The sequence below is a fragment of the Leifsonia shinshuensis genome, from assembly GCF_013410375.1.
In the GTDB taxonomy this organism is placed as follows: domain Bacteria; phylum Actinomycetota; class Actinomycetes; order Actinomycetales; family Microbacteriaceae; genus Leifsonia; species Leifsonia shinshuensis.
In genome coordinates, this window is sequence record NZ_JACCFL010000001.1 from 3,640,643 (window position 1) to 3,661,161 (window position 20,519).

General features: G+C 71.5%; 18 protein-coding genes. 5 read left to right on the forward strand and 13 right to left on the reverse strand.

Annotation, left to right across the window (positions count from 1 at the left end; all coding sequences use genetic code 11):
• Positions 1 to 43: 43 nt before the first annotated feature.
• From lysA to HNR13_RS17595, 4 genes are all read right to left on the reverse strand, one after another.
• Entirely contained in the window at positions 44 to 1,303 is a 1,260-nt protein-coding gene (gene lysA, locus HNR13_RS17580) for a diaminopimelate decarboxylase (RefSeq protein WP_179607860.1), read from the reverse strand.
• 90 nt (positions 1,304 to 1,393) lie between these two features.
• Positions 1,394 to 2,299: a universal stress protein gene (locus tag HNR13_RS17585; RefSeq protein WP_218881259.1), complete on the reverse strand. Its 906-nt coding sequence runs from the start codon at positions 2,297 to 2,299 to the stop codon at positions 1,394 to 1,396.
• Positions 2,296 to 3,792, reverse strand: a complete 1,497-nt coding sequence (locus HNR13_RS17590) for an amino acid permease (RefSeq protein ID WP_179607862.1) — start codon at positions 3,790 to 3,792, stop codon at positions 2,296 to 2,298. Before HNR13_RS17590 ends, HNR13_RS17585 begins: the two co-directional genes overlap by 4 nt.
• 52 nt (positions 3,793 to 3,844) lie before the next feature.
• Positions 3,845 to 5,422 (reverse strand): aminotransferase class I/II-fold pyridoxal phosphate-dependent enzyme, encoded by a 1,578-nt coding sequence (locus tag HNR13_RS17595; RefSeq protein WP_179607864.1) that lies wholly within the window; start codon positions 5,420 to 5,422, stop codon positions 3,845 to 3,847.
• Between the two features lie 123 nt (positions 5,423 to 5,545).
• On the opposite strand from HNR13_RS17595, the gene HNR13_RS17600 reads away from it, so the two are divergent.
• Entirely contained in the window at positions 5,546 to 6,496 is a 951-nt protein-coding gene (locus HNR13_RS17600; RefSeq protein ID WP_179607865.1) for a LysR family transcriptional regulator, read from the forward strand.
• A 28-nt stretch (positions 6,497 to 6,524) separates the two neighbouring features.
• Here HNR13_RS17600 and HNR13_RS17605 read toward each other — a convergent pair whose 3' ends face one another.
• The 8 genes from HNR13_RS17605 to HNR13_RS17640 form a co-directional block, all read right to left on the reverse strand.
• Positions 6,525 to 7,124 carry a YdeI/OmpD-associated family protein gene (locus tag HNR13_RS17605; protein ID WP_179607867.1) on the reverse strand — a complete coding sequence of 200 codons (600 nt, stop codon included), beginning with the start codon at positions 7,122 to 7,124 and terminating at the stop codon, positions 6,525 to 6,527.
• 32 nt (positions 7,125 to 7,156) lie between these two features.
• Positions 7,157 to 7,372, reverse strand: coding sequence for a hypothetical protein (locus HNR13_RS17610; RefSeq protein WP_179603899.1), 216 nt, complete (start codon positions 7,370 to 7,372; stop codon positions 7,157 to 7,159).
• A 139-nt stretch (positions 7,373 to 7,511) separates the two neighbouring features.
• Positions 7,512 to 9,779, reverse strand: a complete 2,268-nt coding sequence (locus HNR13_RS17615; RefSeq protein ID WP_179607869.1) for an exo-beta-d-1,3/1,6-glucosidase — start codon at positions 9,777 to 9,779, stop codon at positions 7,512 to 7,514.
• Positions 9,776 to 10,810: an ABC transporter permease gene (locus tag HNR13_RS17620; RefSeq protein WP_179607870.1), complete on the reverse strand. Its 1,035-nt coding sequence runs from the start codon at positions 10,808 to 10,810 to the stop codon at positions 9,776 to 9,778. The genes HNR13_RS17615 and HNR13_RS17620 overlap by 4 nt, the downstream gene beginning before the upstream one ends.
• A 2-nt stretch (positions 10,811 to 10,812) precedes the next feature.
• Positions 10,813 to 11,913 (reverse strand): ABC transporter permease, encoded by a 1,101-nt coding sequence (locus HNR13_RS17625; RefSeq protein WP_382312925.1) that lies wholly within the window; start codon positions 11,911 to 11,913, stop codon positions 10,813 to 10,815.
• Entirely contained in the window at positions 11,910 to 12,740 is an 831-nt protein-coding gene (locus HNR13_RS17630; RefSeq protein WP_179607872.1) for an ABC transporter ATP-binding protein, read from the reverse strand. Before HNR13_RS17630 ends, HNR13_RS17625 begins: the two co-directional genes overlap by 4 nt.
• Positions 12,737 to 13,561 carry an ABC transporter ATP-binding protein gene (locus HNR13_RS17635; protein WP_179607873.1) on the reverse strand — a complete coding sequence of 275 codons (825 nt, stop codon included), beginning with the start codon at positions 13,559 to 13,561 and terminating at the stop codon, positions 12,737 to 12,739. The genes HNR13_RS17630 and HNR13_RS17635 overlap by 4 nt, the downstream gene beginning before the upstream one ends.
• A 96-nt stretch (positions 13,562 to 13,657) precedes the next feature.
• A complete protein-coding gene (locus HNR13_RS17640; RefSeq protein ID WP_179607875.1) occupies positions 13,658 to 15,337 on the reverse strand; it encodes an ABC transporter substrate-binding protein in 1,680 nt (559 codons plus the stop codon).
• 153 nt (positions 15,338 to 15,490) lie between these two features.
• Between HNR13_RS17640 and HNR13_RS17645 the strand changes: the two genes are divergently transcribed.
• Complete coding sequence (locus tag HNR13_RS17645) at positions 15,491 to 16,138, forward strand: TetR/AcrR family transcriptional regulator (protein ID WP_179607876.1); 648 nt, start codon at positions 15,491 to 15,493, stop codon at positions 16,136 to 16,138.
• A 9-nt stretch (positions 16,139 to 16,147) separates the two neighbouring features.
• Here HNR13_RS17645 and HNR13_RS17650 read toward each other — a convergent pair whose 3' ends face one another.
• On the reverse strand, positions 16,148 to 16,930 hold the full coding sequence (locus HNR13_RS17650) for a GntR family transcriptional regulator (RefSeq protein ID WP_179607878.1): 783 nt from the start codon (positions 16,928 to 16,930) through the stop codon (positions 16,148 to 16,150).
• Positions 16,931 to 17,017: 87 nt separating this feature from the next.
• Between HNR13_RS17650 and HNR13_RS17655 the strand changes: the two genes are divergently transcribed.
• From HNR13_RS17655 to arfA, 3 genes are all read left to right on the forward strand, one after another.
• Complete coding sequence (locus HNR13_RS17655) at positions 17,018 to 17,818, forward strand: hypothetical protein (RefSeq protein ID WP_179607879.1); 801 nt, start codon at positions 17,018 to 17,020, stop codon at positions 17,816 to 17,818.
• Positions 17,819 to 17,899: 81 nt separating this feature from the next.
• On the forward strand, positions 17,900 to 18,922 hold the full coding sequence (locus HNR13_RS17660; RefSeq protein WP_179607881.1) for a substrate-binding domain-containing protein: 1,023 nt from the start codon (positions 17,900 to 17,902) through the stop codon (positions 18,920 to 18,922).
• Between the two features lie 73 nt (positions 18,923 to 18,995).
• Positions 18,996 to 20,501, forward strand: a complete 1,506-nt coding sequence (arfA, locus tag HNR13_RS17665) for an arabinosylfuranosidase ArfA (RefSeq protein WP_179607883.1) — start codon at positions 18,996 to 18,998, stop codon at positions 20,499 to 20,501.
• Positions 20,502 to 20,519 lie beyond the last annotated feature (18 nt).

Here is a 20,519-nt window from a genome sequence, read left to right on the forward strand (position 1 = left end):
GCCTGACCTCAGACTTTTTACCGCAACGCTGCACGCACCTTTCTCACACGTCCCGCGCGAACAGGTCCTCCCAGGTCTCCCGGCGGATCACGGCCCGCGCCTCGCCGTCGCGCACGAAGACCACCGGCGGCCGGCGGTAGCCGTTGTAGTTGTTCGCCATGGTGTGCGTGTAGGCGCCGGTGGCGGGCACGGCGAGGAGGTCGCCGACCCGGGCGGCGGGCAGCCGCAGCGGGTCGATGAGCACGTCCCCGGACTCGCAGTGCCGGCCGACCACCACCACGTCCTCGGCGTCCTCCTCGTGCAGGCGGCCGGCCAGGACGGCCTCGTAGCGCTGCTGGAAGAGCGCGGCCTCCAGGTTGTCGCCCATGCCGCCGTCGACGGCGACGAAGTTCCTGGCGTCCCGCTTCACGGTGGTGACCGTGTAGAGCGTGAAGGCCGAGCCGTTCACCATGCTGCGGCCGGGCTCGATGATGAGCTCGGCGTCCGCCGGGAGGTGCTCGCCGGCGGCGGCGAGCAGCGCCTCGACGTACTCGTCGACCGTGGCGGGCCGGTCCGCGGTCGTGTAGCGGGCGCCGAGGCCGCCGCCGAGGTCGTAGACCGGGAACGTGCCGAGCGCCGCGAGCGGGGCGACGGCCGCGGCGAGCTCGGCCGCGTCCATGATCTGCGATCCGACGTGGGCGTGCAGGCCGCGCAGCTCCAGCAGCGGGCTGGCCTCGATCCGGGCGATCAGCCGGCGCGCGGCCGCGGCGGTCAGACCGAACTTGGAGCCCACCTGCCCGGTCTGCACGTGCGGGTGCGTGGACGACTCGACGCCCGGGACCACCCGAACCAGGACGCGCTGGACGCTCCCCGGCGCGACCAGCCGCTCGAGCCGGTCGACGTCGTCCTCGTTGTCCACCACGACGAGCCCGATCCCGGCCTCCACCGCGATCCGCAGCTCCTCCGTCGTCTTGGCGTTGCCGTGCATGACGACGAGCGCCGGGTCGACGCCCGCGCGGAGGGCGCTGAGGATCTCGCCGCCGCCGGCCACGTCCAGGCCCAGCCCCTCCTCGACCATCACCCGCTGCACGGCGGTCGCCGGGAACGCCTTCGACGCGAAGACGACGCGGGCGTTCGGCCGGCGCGAGGTCAGGGCGGTGCGGTACTCGCGCGCCCTGGCGCGGAGGGCGTCCTCGTCGACGACGATCGCGGGAGTGCCGAACTCGCGCGCGAGGTCGTCGACGCGGCAGCCGGCGATGACGAGGACGCCGTCGGGGTCGACGGCGGCCCCGGCCGGGAAGAGGTCGAGGAGGGGGTGGGCCATGGTGCGGTCCTTCGTTCTGGTTCGATCGGGTGGTGCTGCGGGAGGTCGGTCCCTCTCGCGTGAGTCCCTGTCGCGTGAATCCCTGTCGCGTCAGTCCCTGTCGCGGCCGACGACGCCGTGTGGGACGACGACCACCGGCACCGGCGAATGGCGGACGATCTTGGCCGCGTGCGAGCCGAGGAACACCCGGGCGATCGGGCCGAGCGTGCTCGAGCCGACGACCAGCACCTCGCCCGGCTCCCAGCCGATGTCCGCCAGGGCCGCCTCCCAGGTCTCGCCCCGTCCCACGGCGACGTCGGAGACCTCCGGGGCGTCGGGCAGCTCCGACACCTCCCGGACCAGCGCCGCGGCGTGCTTCTCGACGTCCGCGGCCCAGGTGTCCGCGATGTCCTGCTCGGCGTCGAAGCCGGCGCCCGACGTACCGGAGTCGCGCGGCACGACGGCGAAGGAGGCGACGCGCAGCTCCGCGCCGACGGACGCGGCCACGCCCGCCGCCCCGAACACCAGATCGGTCGACGCGCCGGTCCCCCGGTAGGCGGCGGTGACCCGCCTGACGCGTGCGTCCTCCGCCGTGCGGTACCCGCGGGGCGCGATCGCGACCGGGACGGGCGAGGCGTGCAGAAGGGTGTCGCTGGCCGAGCCGAGCGCGATCCGCCCCTGGGGCCCGTCCGTCGCCGAGCCGACGACGATCAGCGACGCCTCCCGCTCCTCGGCCAGGCCCACGAGCCCGCGCCGGGCGGACGGGGCCTCGTGCAGGAGGTACTCCGCCGCGATGGAGCCGCCGAGCACGGCCGCGGCGTGGTCGAGGGCGCCGTCGGCGTTCTCCCGGGTGTAGCCGCGCCATTCCGCGTCCGCGCCGCCCGCGGTCGTCGGCCACGCGGGCGGGACGACGGCGGTGACGATGAGGTCGGCGCCCGAGGAGCGGGCGATCAGCGCCGCCAGGTGCAGCGCGGAGGCGGAGCGGTGCGCGGGGTCCACACCGACGACGATGCTCATCTCCGGCCCGCCTTCCGGCGTTCGGCGGCCTCGCGGATCTCGCTCTTGCTGGGCTGGGCGAAGTTGCTCGTGTACGGAGCGTCCGCGCCGGCGATCGGCTGCCCGGTCTGCAGCGTGGAGTGCTTCCGGCCGTAGAACCAGTAGAAGACGAGGAAGACCGCGGTCCAGATCAGGAACACGATGATCGTGATGAGGCGCAGCTGGGTGATGATCGCGATGCAGCCCGCGATCGACAGGATCGGGATCGTCCAGCCGAGCGGCAGGCGGAAGCCGCGCTCCAGCTCCGGCTCCCGCACCCGCAGGATGATGACGCCGAGCGAGACCACGAGGAAGGCGACGAGGGTGCCGATGCTGGTCATCTCGGCGAGGAAGTCGATCGGGACGACGGCCGCGAGGACGCCCGTGGCGATCATCACGATGACGGTGTTGCGCACCGGCGTCATCGTCCGCGGGTTGACCCTCGCGAACACCTTCGGGATCATCCCGTCGCGCGACATGGCGAACAGGATGCGCGTCTGCCCGTAGAGGCAGACCAGCGTCACGGAGAAGATCGAGATGATGGCGCCGATCGCGACGACGGTCCCCGGCCAGCTGGAGCCGACGATGTTCTGCAGGATCGCCGCGAGCCCGGCGTCCTGGTTCGCGAACTTCGCCGGGGCCTGCGCGCCGAGGGCCGCGAGGCTGGTGCCGACGTACAGCACGATGATGATGAGCAGCGCGAAGATGATCGCGAGCGGGAGGTTCCGCTTCGGGTTCTTGGCCTCCTCGCCCGCCGTCGACACGGCGTCGAGGCCGACGAACGAGAAGAAGATGATCCCGGCGCCGCCGACGATGCCCGCGAACCCGGCCGGAGCGAAGTTGTGGAAGTGGTCGGCGTTCCAGCCGGTGAAGGCGACCGCGCAGAAGAACAGCACGACGGCGATCTTGATGACCACCATGATGCTGTTGACCGTCGTGGACTCGCGGGCCCCGCGCAGGAGCAGCAGGGAGCACAGCACGATGACGATCACCGCGGGGATGTTGACGATGCCGCCCTGCTCGGGCGCCTGGGAGAGCTGCACCGGCAGCTGCCAGCCGAAGAGGTTCTGCAGCAGCTGGTTGACGTACTGCGACCAGCCGACGGCGACCGCCGCCGTCGAGACGCCGTACTCCAGCAGCAGACACGCTCCGACCGCCATCGCCGTGCCCTCGCCGAGCGTCGCGTACGCGTACGAGTACGTGGAGCCGGAGGCCGGGACAGCGCCGGCCATCTCCGCGTAGCAGAGGGCGGTGAGCCCGGCGACGACGCCGCCGATGACGAACGACCAGATCACGGCGGGTCCGGCGACGGGGACCGCCTGCGACAGGATGAAGAAGATTCCGGTGCCGAGCGTCCCGCCGACACCGATCATGGTCAGCGAGAAGAGGCCGATGCTGCGTCTCAGGTGCGCCTCCCCGGCGCCGGGCGGCGTCGTGGGCTTCCTGCGCAGCAGCTGCTGAGCGATGGTGGGCATATCTACCAGTCTCCTTTGATTGGTGGGGGGATCCGAAATCGGTCGCGGTGGATCAGTCGCGGGCGGTCACCCGGAACCGCTCGACCGCGGGGTCGACGGCGCCGCGCACATACCCTGACGGGGATGCGGCGACCGCCTGCAGGAAGGCCACGGTCTGGGCCGTGATCTCCTCGCCGGGGATCAGGTTCGGGATCCCGGGCGGGTAGGCGGCGAGGGTGTCGGCGGAGATCCGCCCGACGGCCGCGGCCGCGGGCACGAGCTCGGTGCCGGCGAAGAAGGCGTCGCGCGGCGGCATGCGCAGCGGCCCGGCCTCGGGCAGGGCGGGGAACTCCTCCGCGGCGCCGCTCGCCGCCTCGGCGGACGCCTCGGCCGAGTCGGCCGCCGCGGCCAGCGCCCGGTGCGCCCGGGCGAGGTCCGGCGTCTTGCCGGCGCCGATGAGCGCCACGAGGGTGGTCGCCGTCGACATCTCGAAGTAGATCCCGTCGGCGTCGATGAGGCGCTGACGCAGCCAGTGCCCGCTCACACCGGTGCCGGAGACGTCGATCGCCACGCGCAGCGGGTCGACGGCGACGATGTCGTCGAAGGCGCCGAAGCCGTCGCTCAGCACGCCGAAGCGCGGGTCGCCGCGCAGCGCCTCCCGGAATGCGTCGGCGCCCGCGATCGACCGGCCGATCAGCTCCGCGCCGGTGGCGAGGGAGTGCCGGGCGATGTCGAGCGATGCCTGCAGCAGCGCCGAGGTGGAGGTCGACGCGGTGATCGAGACAGCGCGCTCGACGAGCGGCTCGAGGGCGTCCGCGAACGGGCCGTGACCGAGGTGCAGCATGGCCGACTGGGTGAGCGAGCCGCCCAGCTTGTGCGTGCTGGAGACGACGAGGTCCGCGCCGAGCCGGGCGGGCGACTCCGGGAGGTCGGGGTGGAACCCGAAGTGCGGCCCCCAGGCGCCGTCCACGATCAGCGGGGCGCCGTGCGCGTGCGCGACCCGCGCCAGCCCCGCGACATCCGCGACCGCGCCGAAGTAGCTGGGCGAGACGATGTAGACCGCGTCCGCCGGGCGCCCTGCGCGCGTCGCGGCGGTCAGCGCCTCGTCCAGGGAGGCGGGCGAGACGCCGTGCGCCACGCCGTGGCGCGAGTCGATGGAGGGCAGTACGAACGAGGGGACCAGGCCCGCCGAGAGCACGCCGTCGCTGAAGCTGGAGTGCGCGCTGCGCTGGGACAGGATGTTCTCGCCGAGTCCGCGCACGGCCAGCGCGGCGATGCGGTTGGCCTGCGAGGCGCCGCCGGTCAGGAACCAGGTGCGGCGCGCGCCCCACGCGTCCGCCGCGAGGGCGAGGGAGCGGCTGAGCGGCGAGTCCTCCCCCAGGTCGATGTCGTCCAGCAGCATCGGGACGTCGAGCTGCAGCGGCCGCTCCCCGAAGTAGCCGGCGAGCCGCGCGCTGAGACCGAGGTCGTCGCCGCCGTGCCCCGGCACCATCAGCGCGACCGGTCCGCGCGCGGCGTGACGCTCCAGCGCGTCGGCGTAGGGGGTCTCCCAGTGACGGAGGTCGGCGGGAGCCGGCGAGGTCGCGTCGAACGCGGGCGCGTCGTCGATCGCGGCGGTGCCGTCGAGAGCGGAGGTGCGGGTGGGGGCCATTCCTCCATCGTGCGGGCCGCGTGCCGCGACCAGAATCCCCCGAACTTCGCTCAGCCCACATAGACTGTATGTGGCTCGCCACCCGCTCGGGTGGTCGTCACCCACATCCAGACAGGGGATCCGATGGCGGATCTGCGGCAGTTCGAGGCGCTCACGGCGGTCCACGCCGAGGGCTCGGTCACAGCCGCCGCCCGCCGCCTGGGCTGGGGCCAGCCGACCGTCGACTACCACCTGAAGAACCTGGAACGGCTGGTCGGCTCTCCGGTGCTCGTGCGCTCGCCGCGCGGCAGCAGGCTGACGCCCGTCGGGATGCTGCTCCTCGAACGCGCGCAGGAGATCCTGACGCTGAGCGAGCGGGCGGTCGCGGACGCGCGCGAGTTCAGCCAGCTGGGACGGGTGCGGCTGCGGTTCGGGACCTTCGCGACGGCGGCGGCGAGCATCCTGCCGTTCGTCGCCGGCAGCGTCGGCGACCTCGGCATCGAGATCGACGCCACCTTCGAGGAGGTCCCCGCGCTCGTCGACCGGATCAACCGCGGCGCGCTCGACGCCGCTCTCGTCTACACCGTGCCCGGCTACGACCTGCCCTTCCGGCCCGACGTGGTGACGATGGAGGTGTACCGGGATCCGCTACTGCTGGCGCTGCCCGTCGGGCACCCGCTCGCGTCGCGCAGGTCGGTCGACCTCCCCGCCGTGCTCTCGCTCCGGGACGAGCGCTGGGTCTTCGCCACCTCCGCCGAGGATGCGATGGACCGCGTCGTCGCGGACGCCTTCGCGGCGGAAGGCCACGTCCTGGACGTCGCGATCCGGACCGACGACTTCCAGGTCCTCCTCGGCATGACCGCGGCGCGCATGGTGGTCGGGTTCATCCCGGGCCTCGCGACGACCGCCGCACACCCCGGCATCGTCCTGCTCCCGGTCGACGACCCGTCGTTCGTGCGCTCGATCCTCGTGGCGACACCGGCGGACGACGCGAGCCGGCGCCCCTCGGCCGCCACGCGCCACCTCGTCGCTGCGATCCGGGACGGGTTCGCCGCCGTGCGGGCGGGAGGCGGGACGAGACGGAACGGCGGTTAGGCGCTCAACGCACCTCCGACCCGCCGGGTCAGCTGCGGGCCGGTGGCGGCGACCCGGGCTGGCGCCACTGATTCGCCCGCCGGTTCTGGTTCGCCTCGGTCACGATGGTCTCGACGCGGCGGTCGCGGGTGACGTCGGTCTTGGCCGAGAGCAGCCATTCGAGGATCGCGCGGCGGGCCGAGCGCGGGAAGGCGTCCCAGTTGGCGCGCGCGACCGGGTCGGCGTCCAAGGCGGCGCGGAGCTCGGGCGGTTCGGCGAGCTCTTCGACCGTGTCCAGCGCCGACCACGTGCCGCTCGCCACGGCCGCCTCGACCACGGCCTCGCCGTCGGCGGTCATCAGCCCGCGCTCGCGCAGGGCGGCGATCCGCTCCTTGTTGCGCCGGGACCAGTTGCTCTTCGGGTTCCGCGGCGAGAGCCGGAGCATCGCATGCTGGTCGTCGAGCCTGCGCGGGAGGCTGTCCACCCACCCGACGCAGAGCGCTTCCTCCACGATGTCGTCATAGCTCAGGGTGCGGTCCGCGCCCTTCTCGTACACAATCCAGACGCCGGGCGACGTGCGGGCGTTCTCCGCCAGCCACTCCCGCAACGCGGGTCTGCCGCTCGCGACGAACCGCTCGAGCTCGGCCATGCTGCCGCCTCCTCCCGGGCCCCGTCCCCAGGCTAGGCCGCAGCGCTCAGCCGGGTGAAGAACCGCGCGAGCACCGAGCGCTCGTGCCGGCCGAGCGCGGCGGTGAGGGCGTGGATCTCCTCGAGCGTGGGCGACCGGTCCATCCGGTCGAGCAGGTCCTCCAGGGCGAACGCGATGTCGTCGGCGGTGTGCTGCTGCCGGGCGATCGCGGGCTGTGGGGCGGCGACCTCGGAGCGTTCCGCGCTCACGAGGCCTGCTCCTGTCGTGTCGCGTCGTCCGTGCGTGTTCCGGTCACGGCAACTTCCTTTCCCGGCAGGTAATCAGCGTGCTTACCATATGTAAGCTAGCACCGTCCTGCCGGGTCGGGAAGCATGGGATGCCCCGGCCTCAGCGCACCTCGAACCCCGCCGCCAGCAGCACCTCGTCGCGCGACGACGGCCCCACCAGCAGCTCGAACGCCCCGGCCTCCACGAGCCGCTCGCCGGCCGCGTCCACGATCGTGCAGTCCGCCACCGGCAGGGTCAGCCGCACCCGCGCCGACTCCCCTGGCGCCAGGTCCACCTGCCGGTACCCCTTCAGCTCCTTGTCGGCCCAGCTGACGCTGGTGACCTGATCGCGCACGTACACCTGCACGGTCTCGCGGACCGGGCGGGAGCCCGTGTTGGTCACCGTCACCGCCGCCTCGATCTCGTCGCCCGTGCCGAGCGACGTGGCGGCGAGCGTCAGGTCGCTGTAGGACACGGTCGTGTAGGACAGCCCCTCGCCGAACGCCCACGCGGGCGACTGGGTGAGGTCGGCGTAGCGGTCGCCGTGCTGTCCGCGGAGCTGGTTGTAGTAGGTGGGCTGCTGGCCGGCGTGCCTCGCGAACGAGATGGGGAGGCGGCCCGACGGCTCGGCCCGGCCCGCGATGATCTCCGCGAGAGCCTGGCCGCCCTTCATGCCCGGGTTCGCCGCCCACAGCACCGCCGCGGCCCGGGCCACCGACGGCGGCAGCACCAGCGGCTTGGAGGCCAGGAGCACGACGATCACCGGCTTCCCGGTCGCGATCACCGCGTCCAGCAGCGCGACCTGGCCGCCGATCAACTCCAGCGTCGCGGTGGAACGGCCCTCGCCGACCAGCTCGATGCGGTCGCCGACGACGGCGACGACGACGTCGGACGCCTCGGCGGCGGCCACGGCCTCCTCGATCAACCGGTCGTCCGGCAGCGACGGGACGACCACCGGATGCCGCGGCTGGCCGTCGGGGAATGTCGCCCCGCGCGGGTCCTGCTCCAGGGTGAGGATGTCGGCGCCGCGGGCGTGCCGCACTGTCCAGCCGTCGATGCCGCGGAGGCCGTCGAGGACCGTCGTGATCATCTCGCGCGGCTGGCCGTCGAGCCAGCCGGCCTGGCCGGAGCCGCCGGCCCAGTCGCCGAGCTGGGTCTGGGCGTCGTCGGCGAGCGGGCCGACGACGGCCACGCGGACCGGCGACGACGCCGCGAGCGGGAGCGTCCCGTCGTTCTCCAGCAGCACGATCGAGCGGCGCGCGACCTCCAGGTTGAGCTCGGCGTGCGCCGCGCTGCCGACCACGGTGTCCAGGTCGGGCGACGGCAGGCGCGGGTCCTCGAACAGGCCGAGGTCGAACTTCAGGGTCAGGATGCGCGCGACGGCGGCGTCGAAGGCGTCCTCCGCGAGCATCCCGCGCTCGACGGCCTCCAGCGCGCCTTCGTAGAAGCGCGGCGTCGTCATGACCATGTCGTTGCCCGCCTTCACCGCGGCGGCGGCGGCGTGCGCGTAGTCGGGCTGGACCTTCTGCTCCCAGACCATCCGGCCGACGTTGTCCCAGTCGGTGATGAGGGTGCCGGTGTAGCCCCACTCGCCGCGGAGAACCTCGCTGAGCAGCCAGTCGTTCACGGTGATCGGCACGCCGTCGGTGCTCTGGTAGCCGAGCATGAAGGTGCGGCAGCCCTCCCGGGCCACCCGCTCGAACGGCGGCAGGAACCAGCTGCGCAACTTGCGCCGGGAGATGTCGGCCTCGCTCGCGTCGCGGCCGCCCTGGGTCTCCGAGTAGCCGGCGAAGTGCTTCGCGGTCGCGAGGATCGCGGTCGGGTCGTCGAGCCCGTCGCCCTGGTAGCCGCGCACCATCGCGCTCGCGAGCTCGCCGATCAGGAACGGGTCCTCGCCGAACGTCTCGCCGACCCTCCCCCAGCGCAGGTCGCGGGCGATGCACAGCACCGGTGAGAACGTCCAGTGCACGCCGGTGACGGCGACCTCCTCGGCGCTGGCGCGCGCCACGCGCTCGATCAGCTCGGCGTCCCAGGTCGCGGCCATGCCGAGCTGGGTGGGGTAGATCGTGGCGCCGGGCCAGAACGAGTGCCCGTGGATGCAGTCCTCGCCGACCAGCAGCGGGATCCGCAGCCGGGTCTGCGCCGTGAGCCGGTTGGCCTCCAGGATGCGCTCCGGCGAGGTGTGCAGGATCGAGCCGACGTGACGCCGCAGGACGTGGTCGCGCAGGTCGTCGCGCGCGTCCAGCTGGAGCATCTGGCCGACCTTCTCCTCCACCGTCATGCGCCCGAGCAGGTCGGCGACGCGCTCGGCGGTCGTCAGCGATGGGTCCTGGTAGGGAAGGGCCTCCTGCGGGATGTCGGTGGTCGTGGACGGGAGGATCGAGGTCATGCGGTGTTGCTTTCCGGGGTCGCTGCGGCCGAGGCCGTCGTGGAGTTCGTGCGCACCTGGGTGACGGCGGCGTTGACGTTCATGCCCTTGCGCTTCATCGCCCGGGCGCGCTCCCCCGCCGAACGCAGGCGCGGGTTGACGTACTCGTCGATGCCGAAGTTGATCAGGGCGAGAGAGACGCCGAGCAGCGCGATGCACAGGCCGGCGGGGACGTACCACCACCAGTAGTCCGGGAACGCGTTGTTCTGCTGCGCCCAGAACAGGATGGTGCCCCAGTTCAGGTTGGACACCGGGATGACGCCGATGAACGCGAGCGTGGTCAGGCCCAGCACCGCGGCCGTCATGGTTCCGACGAAGCTGGAGGCGATGATGGCCAGGAGGTTCGGCAGCATCTCGACCAGGATCACCCGGTGCAGCGGCTCGCCGTTCGCCCGGGCGGCCTGGATGAAGTCGCGGTTGCGCAGGGACATGGTCTGCGCGCGCAGCACGCGGGCGCCCCATGCCCAGCCGGTCAGGCCGAGCACCGCGGCGATGAGCGGCAGCGGCGGGTCCTGGAACTGCGAGGCGACGATGATCATCAGCGGCAGGCCGGGGATGACGAGGAACACGTTCGACAGCGCCGACAGCGACTCGCTCTTCCAGCCGCGCAGGTAGCCGGCGGTGACGCCGACGACGATCGCCACGACCGTGGCCATGATCGTCGCCAGGAAACCGACGACGAGCACGCCGCGGGTGCCGTAGACGAGCTGGCTGAAGACGTCCTGGCCGATGTGCGTCGTGCCGAGCAGGTGGGTGAACGACGGCGGCTGCAGCGTCTCCTTCAGGTTCTGCGCCTCCGGGTCGTACGGGGCGATCAGCGGGGCGAAGATCGCGACGAGCACGAACACGCCCAGGATGATCAGGCCGGCGGCCGACTTCGGGTTGCTGAACATGGCCAGCGAGGCCTTGAGCTGCGACCAGAAGGTGGTCTTCTTCGGCGCCGGCGGCTCGGGAGTCACCGCCTGGATGTAGGCGGTCTGGGGCAGAGTCATGATCAGGCCTCCGTCTGGCGGGTGCGCGGGTCGAGGATGGCGTACGCGATATCGGCGATGATGTTCGCGATCAGGACGGCGAGCACGAGCACCAGGAAGATGCCCTGCATGAGCGCATAGTCCTTGGCGTTGGTCGCGTTGAGAAGCAGCAGGCCGATGCCGGGATAGGAGAACACCATCTCCATCACGATCGTGCCGCTGACGATGAAGCCGAGCGCGAGCGCGAAGCTCTGGATCTGCGGCAGCACCGCGTTGCGGGCGGCGTAGCGCCACAGCACGCGCCGGTCCGGCATGCCCTTCGCCTGCGCGACCGTGATGTAGTCCTCGTCGAGCACGGTGAGCATCATGTTGCGCATCCCGAGCACCCAGCCGCCGAGCGAGACGACCACGATGGTGGCCATCGGGAGGGCGCCGTGCGAGAGCACCTGACTGATGAAGTCGGCGTTCCAGCCCGGGTCCACGCCCAGCTCGTAGGCGTGGCCGGCGGGGAACCAGCCGAGCGTCGTGGAGAAGATCGCGATGAAGATCAGGCCGAGCCAGAAGTACGGGATCGTGCCGAGGAACGTCGTGATCGGGATGAAGACGTCCAGCCTCCCGCCGCGCCGCCAGCCGATCACGGCGCCGAGGGCGGTGCCGATCAGGAAGGAGACCACGGTGGCGAAGCCGACCAGGCCGAGCGTCCAGGGCAGGGCGGACGCGATCGCGTCGCCGACCGGCGCCATGCCCGTCGAGATCGAGACGCCGAGGTTGCCGTGCAGCAGCATGTTCCAGTAGTCGAGGTACTGCTGCCAGAGCGGCACCGACTTGTCGACGCCGAACAGCAGGCGCAGCGCCTTCTCGGCGTCCGGGGTGAGCTGCCCCTGGCTGCGCGCCATATAGGACGACACGGCGTCGCCCTTCATCAGGCGCGGGATGAAGAAGTTGATCGTGATGGCCGCCCACAGGGTGAACACGTAGAAGGCCACGCGACCGCCGATGAACCGCCACGGGACGCGGACGCCGCGGCGCTCCGCCTTGGTGGCGGTGGTTCCGACGAGCGTCGGGTCGACGGGGGTGGAGTCGGTTTGGGCAATGCCCGCGGACGTCGTCGTCTCGGCGCTCACAGCGCACCTCCTGCGGTCTGTGCTGTCGTGACGGTTCGGGCGGTCAGCTTGCCGAAGTGCTTCTCCGGGTCGGGGGACGCGGCCCGGAGCTCACGGGTGTAGGGGTCCTGCGGGCGGAGGATCACGTCGTCGGCGGGGCCGTGCTCGACGATCCGGCCCTGGTTGAGGACGATGATTTCGTCGCTGAAGTGCCGCGCGGTGGCCAGGTCGTGCGTGATGTAGAGCACGCCGAGCCCTTCCTCGCGCTGCAGGTCGGCGAGCAGGTTCAGCACGCCGACGCGCAGCGACACGTCGAGCATCGACACCGGCTCGTCGGCCACCAGCAGGGTCGGGCGGGAGGCGAGCGCGCGGGCGATGGCCACACGCTGGCGCTGGCCGCCGGAGAGCTCGTGCGGTCGGCGGTCGATCACGGCGTCCGCGTCGAGCTGCACGCGGCGCAGCAGCCGCCGCACCTCGTCGTCCACCTCGGCCTTCGGGACGACGTGGTCGAGCCGCAGCGGGCGCTCGATGTGGTGCCGGATCGTGTGCGACGGGTTCAGCGAGGCGAACGGGTCCTGGAACACCATCCGGAGCTGCTGGCGGTACTGCCGCAGCCGCTTGCCCGAGCGCGGGATCGGGGCGCCGTCCAGCAGCACCTCGCCGCGGGTGGGCGTCTCGAGCTGGGTGAGGATCTTCGCGATCGTGGACTTGCCGCTGCCGGACTGGCCGACCAGGCCGATCGTCTGCCGCTGGCCCAGCGTGAAGCTGACGTCGTCCAGGGCCTTCAGCTGCCCGGAGCCGCGGACGTTGTAGATCTTGGTGACGTTGCGGAATTCGAGCGTGGTCATCGGACGACCACTCCTCTCTCGCCGGTGAGGCGCGGGAACGACTGCAGCAGCTTCTGCGTGTACTCGTGCTGCGGGTTCGTCCAGATCTGCTCGGCGGTGGCGAGCTCCACGATCTCGCCGTCGCGCATGATCGCGATCCGGTCGCTGATCTCCAGCAGCAGCGGGAGGTCGTGGGTGATGAAGACGACGGAGAAGCCGAAGTCGTGGCGGAGCTGGGAGATCTGCTTGAGGATCTCGCGCTGCACGAGCACGTCCAGCGCGGTCGTCGGCTCGTCCATGACCATGAGTTGCGGGCGGAGGGCGAGGGCCATCGCGATCATCACGCGCTGGCGCATGCCGCCGGAGAGCTCGTGCGGGTAGGAGCGGATCCGCTGCCCACCCACCTTGACGATCTGCAGGAGCTCGATCACGGCCGCCCGCCGCTCGGCCCGGCTCATGCCCGGCCGGTGCACCTGGAAGACGTCGTCGAGCTGCGAGCCGATGGTGGCCACGGGGTTGAGGGCGTTCATCGCGCCCTGGAAGACCATCGAGGTCTTGTCCCAGCGGAAGCGGCGCATCTGCTCCGCGTCGAGGGCGTTGATGTCGATGTCCTCGCCACCCTCGTCGTGGAAGACGACGCTGCCGCTGGTGATCACGGCCGGGGGCTTGAGGAGGCGCTGCACGCCGTAGGCGAGGGTGGTCTTGCCGCAGCCGCTCTCGCCGGCGAGGCCGACGATCTCGCCGCGCTTGATGTCGAGGGAGACGTTCTTGACCGCCGCGACCGGCGGGTCGACGTCGTACACGACCGAGAAGTCGCGCACGGAGAGAAGGGAGTCTGTCATGGCGTCGCTTTCATGCTGTCCGCGGTCGCCCGGGGCGGACGGCGGCACGAGGCCGCCGTCCACCCCGGACGGGTGGGGTGAGGTCGCGCTCGGCGACTACTTGCCCGCGGGCTTCAGGTTCATCAGCACCTGGACGGCCGACGGCTGGGTCGGGTCGGCGGTCGCGTACTGGTCCTGCTCGCTCGGCCAGCCGACGAACTTCCGGGTGTTGTACTCGGCGAGCTGCGGGTGGGTGCCGATCGGGATCGCCGGGACGTCGTCCACGAAGATCTTCTGCAGCTTCTCCAGCGCCGCGGTGCGGGTGGCCTCGTCGGATGCCTGCGCGTACTGCTTCAGCAGGGCGGTCGCGTCCGGGTTGCTGTAGCGGCCGAAGTTGTCCGAGACCTTGCCGTCGGCGGCCTGGTCGAGGTAGCTGCTGTTCATGACATCGTCGTAGATGTGCCACGGGTTCGAGCCGGAGCCGGTCCAGTGCAGCGCGGCGTCGAAGTTGCCGGACGCGACGTTGGCGAACCAGGTGTCGGCGTCGGGGGTGGCGACCTTCGCGTCGATGCCGAGGGTGGTCTTGAGCTGAGTGGCGACGAGCTGGATGCCCGTGACGTAGTCGTTCCAGCCCTGCGGGTCCTGCAGGGTGAAGGAGACCGGCTTGCCGGACGGGTCGGTCAGCGCGCCGGACTTCCAGGTGTAGCCGGCGTCGGTGAGGACCTTCTTGGCGCCGTCGACGTCGATCTTGAACGTCTGGTCCTTGTAGGCGGAGGCGATGTACTGGTCACCGGTCGGCTGCGGGATGCCCGACACGTTGGTCAGCTCGGGGCCGGCGTTGCCGCGCGCCGTCGTGGCGTGCGCCTTGCGGTCGACGACCATGTTCACGGCCTTGCGGAGCGCCACGTCGTTGAACGGCGCCTTCGCGGTGTTGACCAGGATCATGTCGGGGCTCAGGACGTTGGCGCCCCAGAAGACGTTGTGCTTCGGGTCCTTGTCCACATAGTTCTTCTGGTAGTCCGTGATGAAGATCTGCGCCCAGTCGGTCTCGCCGGTCTGCAGTGCGCGGAGGAGGCCGGTGTTGTCGTTGTACTCGAGGTACTTGAGCTGGGCCACCGGGACGGTGCCCTTCCAGTAGTCCGTCCGCGCCTGGAGGACGACGCCCTGCGACGAGAAGCTCTTGATCGTGTACGGGCCGGTGCCGATCGCCTTCGTCACCGGGTCCTTGGTCGCGTCGGCGACGGACTTCCACTGGTGCTCGGGGACGATCGGGACCTGCAGCACGTCGCCCTGCTTGACGAACTTGGACTCGCTGAAGTTCAGGACGACGTTGTTCCCGTCCTTCTTGATGTCCGTCAGCTTGAGGCCGCCCAGGTCGAGGGCGGGGGTGTTCTTGATCAGGTTGTAGGTGAAGACGATGTCGTCGGCGGTGAAGGGCTTGCCGTCGCTCCATTTGACGTTCGAGCGCGGGGTGACGGTGAGCTGGGTGTAGTCCGCGTTCCACACGACCTTGGAGGCGAGCCACGGAGTGGTCTCGTTCTTGCCGACCGGGTTGACGATCGCGAGGGGCTCGTAGATCATCCGGTCGTAGCCGAGCGACATGCCCGAGCCGGTGGTGATGAACGGGTTGTTGATCTGGGTCGCCAGGATGGCCGCGCCATCCGGCTTCGCGACGGTGAGCGAGCCCGTGCTGCCCGTGCTGGCGCTGGACTTGCCGTCGGACGAGCAGCCGGTCAGCGCAAGTGCGCCGACGGCGGCGATCGCCGATGCCGTGATCAGATACTTGGTAAGCCTCATTGCTTCTCCTTCGTGGCGGACACATGCGTTGTGCCCTGGTGCTGCGGAATGTCGGCTGACGATAACTTGCTTACTGGTCAGAAAGCAAGTTGGTTGAGGTGAGGTTACTGGCTGGTAAGCTCGGCCGCAACCAGCACGGCAGGAGCGACGGAAATGGCCATCAACGGCAACGGCACCGGTACGCGTCCGGAGACCGAGCAGAAGCGCGTCGACATCCTGCGCGCGGCGATCGAGACCTTCGGCACCAAGGGGTCCACGAACGGAACGCTCGCCGACATCGCCGAGCAGGTCGGGATGACGCACGCCGGCGTCCTGCACCACTTCGGGTCCAAGAACAACCTGCTCCTGGAGGTGCTGGAGTTCCGTGACAGGGACGACGTCGCCCACCTCGCCGATCAGCACATCCCCGGCGGCCCAGCGCTGTTCGCCCACCTCGTCGCCACCGCCCAGCGCAACGCGCTGCGGCCCGGGATCGTCCAGGTGTTCACCGTGCTCTCCGCGGAGTCGGTCACCGAGGACCACCCCGCGAAGGAGTACTTCCAGGACCGCTACCGCAACCTCCGGGTCGAGGTCGGCGCCGCGTTCCGCGCGCTCTGCGCCCAGGAGGGCGTGACCGCTCCGGACACGATCGACCGGGCAGCGGCCTCCATCCTGGCGGTCATGGACGGCCTCCAGCTGCAGTGGCTGCTCGACCCCACCGCGGTCGACCTGGCCGGCGCGAGCGAGTTCGCCATCGAGGCGATCGTGAACGGCGTGCTGCACCCGGGCCCGGAGCTCGGGTCGTACGTGCGGGAGGGCTGAGAACCCCGGTCAGAGCGCCTGCACGATCGTCGGCGTCATCGCCGCCGTGTCGACCAGGATCTTCGCGAGGTAGATCGGCCGACCGGAGCACTCCAGGGTCTGGGTGATGATGAGCACGGGCGCGGTCGCGTCCAGCCCGAGGACCGCACCGCGGGAGGCGCCGACCGCGCCGACCGAGAGCCGGCTCTGCGCCGGGCCCAGCCGGGCGCCCAGGGCGTCGAGCAGCGTGCGGAGCGCGCTGGACCCGGCGCCGGTGTCCTGCTCGATCGCCTCTGCGAGCTCCGGTGAGAGCCGGCGGAGGACGGCGCCGCCCGGCAGGTGCTCCTGGAGGAGCGCGGAGGGCGTCGAGCCGTTCAGGATGACGCTCTCGAACAGCCAGGTCGGCTCGTTCGGGGCCAGGCCGAGCCCCGACGCGACGAAGTCCGCGGACGCCGGCTCGGCGCGGTGCTGCGTGCGGCGGAGCCTCCCCGCGTCGCCGGACGCCTCCTCGAACGGCCGGAGCTTCTCCAGTCCGGTCTCCGGCAGGCGGCCGGAGACGACGCGTCCGACGCCGCGGACGGAGTTCACGAAACCGTCCTCGGCGAGCAGGAGCATCGCCTCCCGGACGACCGTGCGGCTGACGCCGAGCGCCGCCCCGATCTCGCTCTCCGACGGCATCAGCGACGACTCCGGGAACACGCCCGCGCGGATCGCCTCCGTGAGCCGGGTGTAGACCTCGACCCGCAGCGGGATCGCCATTCGTCGTTCGAGCGGTCGGGAGAGGAACTCCTCCGCCTCTGCATGCAGCGCCACGCTCTCATTATGGGGCAGTTGTGGGCGTGTACGCCGTACGTGTATAACAAGTTCGTATACCGACCAGACGACGACGTGGAGGTCCCCGTGGCGCTCGAACCCGCAACCGTGCCGCAGCCGCTGTTCTTTCTCGACACGCCGGCCGGCCCGGACGCCGCCCTCGCCCTCCTGCACCTGCTCGGGACGGGCGCGCAGGTGGCCGGGATCGGTGCCGCCGCCCCGGATCCGGACCGGACGGCGGCGCACACGCTGACGGACCTCGCCGGGATGTTCGGCGCGATCCGGGTCGGCGTCTTCCCGGCCGAGGCCTCCCCGGTCTCCGACCTCGACCCGGCCGCCTCCACCATCGCCCACGTGACGCTGCCGCGCTCCACGGCCCGCGTCCTGCGCACGCCCGCCGCCTCCGCCCTGGCGCAGCTCGCGCGCCGGCACCCCGGCCGCATCCGCGTCGTCGCCCTGGGCTCCGCGCGCAACCTCCTGGAGGCGCTGCGGCTCGACCGCGACCTCCCGCGTCTCCTCGCCGGGGTGACGGCGCTCACCGACGAGGTGACCCACGACGGCTGGGCCCGCGTCGCGGTGGCCGGGGTCCGGACGACGCTCCTCCCCCGCCGGCTGGCCGACGGCGTCCGGCTGAGCGACGCGGAGCTCGCCGCCCTCGCCGGGCGCGGCGGGGCGCACTACTTGCTGGCGGCGATGCTCGCCGGCGCGGGCGAGGCGGACGGCGGCAGCGTCCCGCTTGCGGGCGCCCTCGCGGCGACGCACGCCGCCGGCCTCGCGCCGCACGCCGGCGGCGTCCTCCGGGCGGTGCCGGCCGACCTCCGCGCGCAGGCGGTGGGCGCGCTCCTGGAGGAGGGAGCGGTGCGGGAGGCGCTCAAGGTGGTGGCGTAGCCGGCCGCAGCGGAGCCGGCGGCACAGCCCCGCCCTACAACGTTGTAACCTCGTGCCGACGGGAAACAGACAGGAGCGGGCGTGGCCGCGACGATGCACGATGTCAGCCGGCTGGCCGGGGTGTCGGTCAAGACGGTGTCGAACGTCGTCAACGACTATCCGTACGTGCGTGAGGAGACCCGGCGGCGGGTCCTCGACGCCATCGCGACGCTGGGGTACACACCCAATCCCACCGCGCGCAGCCTGCGGTCCGGGCGGAGCAACGTCATCGCGCTGATGATCCCCGACCTCCGGAACGCCTACTTCGCCGAGCTCGCCGACTCCGTCATGCGGGTCGCGGCGGGACACGGGCTGTCGGTGCTCATCGAGCAGTTCGGCGCGGACCGGGAGCGCGAGCTCGAGGTGCTGCGGCGGCCGCGGTCGCAGCTGGTCGACGGCGTGCTGTACAGCGTGCTCGCCCTCGACCAGGACGACGTCGACATCGTCGCCGGGATCACCGTCCCGGTCGTCCTGCTCGGCGAGCGGATCTTCAATGGCCCCCGCGACCACGTCACCATGCGCAACGGCGAAGGCGCCCGCGCCGCCACCGAGCACCTGCTGGGGCTCGGCCGGCGCCGGGTCGTGGCGCTCGGCGCGCACCCCGGCGAGGAGATCGGCTCGGCGGCGCTCCGCCTCGCAGGCTACCGGGAGGCGCTGGCGGCGGCGGGCGTCCCCGCCGACGACGAGCTCGTCGTGCCGGTCGGCTCGTGGCACCGGCGGGACGGGGCGGACGCGATGCGCGGTCTGCTCGCGCGCGGGGTGGACTTCGACGGGGTCGTCGCCTTCAACGACGTCCTCGCGCTCGGCGCGCTGCGCGTGCTGCAGGAGGCCGGCCTCCGGGTCCCCGAGGACGTCGCCGTGATCGGGTTCGACGACATCGACGAGACGCAGTACTCGATGCCGGCGCTCTCCACGATCGACCCCGGCCGCGAGGAGATCGCGCGCACGGCGGTGGAGCTGCTCGTCCGCAGGATCGAGGGAGGGCCTGCGCCGTTCACGCCGGAGGAGGTCTTCGTGCCGTACCGGCTCATCCCCCGCGAATCGACCAGGATCACCGCGGGCTGACTCCGCCGTTTGACACGGTCACATCCAGCCGCGATCATGGCTTTTACAACGTTGTAGAAACCAGGAAGCAGACATGCCGGAAACCCACATCGCCCTCGACCGCTCCGACCGCGTCGCACCCATCGACCGCCGCATCTTCGGCGCGTTCGTCGAGCACCTCGGCCGGTGCGTCTACGACGGCCTCTACGAGCCGGGACACCCCACCGCGAACGAGGACGGCTTCCGCCTCGACGTGGTCGAACTGGTGAAGGAGCTCGGCGCGACCACCATCCGCTACCCCGGCGGCAACTTCGTGTCCGGCTTCCGCTGGGAGGACAGCGTCGGCCCGCGCGAGCAGCGCCCGGTCCGCCGCGACCTCGCCTGGCACTCCCTGGAGACCAACCAGGTCGGCCTGGACGAGTTCTCGCGCTGGCTGAAGCTGACCGGCTCCGAGTTGATGCTCGCCGTCAACCTGGGCACCCGCGGGATCGACGAGGCGCTCGACCTGCTCGAGTACGCCAACCACCCGTCCGGCACCGCGCTCAGCGATCAGCGCATCGCCAACGGCACCCCGGATCCGCACGGTATCCGGATGTGGTGCCTCGGCAACGAGATGGACGGCCCGTGGCAGACCGGCTACATGACCGCCGACGACTACGGCAAGCTCGCCGCGCGCACGGCCGCTGCGATGAAGATGGCCGACAAGGACCTCGAGCTGGTCGCCTGCGGGTCCTCCGGCTCCGGGATGCCGACCTTCGGCGACTGGGAGCGCATCGTGCTGGAGCACGCGTACGACCACGTCGACTTCATCTCCGCGCACGCCTACTACCAGGAGCGCGGCGGCGACCTCGGGTCGTTCCTGGCCTCCTCGGTGGACATGCAGTACTTCATCGACACGGTCGTCGCCGCGGCGGACCACGTCGGCAGCAAGCGCAAGAGCGCCAAGAAGATCGCGATCTCCTTCGACGAGTGGAACGTCTGGTACCTGGACGAGCACCAGGCGTCCGACGAGGTCAACGACGAGTGGCGGATCGCGCCGCGCCAGCTCGAGGACGTCTACTCGGTGGCCGACGCGGTCGTGGTCGGCAACCTCCTCATCACGCTGCTGAAGAACCACGACAGGGTCCGCAGCGCGTCCCTCGCCCAGCTGGTCAATGTGATCGCCCCGATCATGACGGAGCCGGGCGGCGCGTCCTGGCGGCAGACCACGTTCTTCCCGTTCTCGGTCACCAGCCGGCTGGCCCGCGGGGAGGTGCTGCGCCCGACGGTGCGGACCGGCGTCTACGAGACCGCCACCCACGGGACGGCGGACCTCGTGGACGCCGTCGCGACGCACGACGCCGCGACCGGCCAGTCGGCGGTGTTCCTGGTCAACCGCAGCCTCACCGAGACCGAGACGGTCACGATCGACGTGCGCGACCTGGGCGCGACGGAGGTCCGCGAGGCGCTGAGCCTCTTCGACGAGGACGTGTACGCGAAGAACACGCTCGCGGACCCGGAGCGCGTCGGCCTCCGCGCCAACACCACCGCGGCCCTCGCCGACGGGGTCCTCACGGTCGAGCTCCCGCCCGTCTCCTGGACGGCGCTCTCCCTCGCCTGACGGCGGCATCGTCGGCCG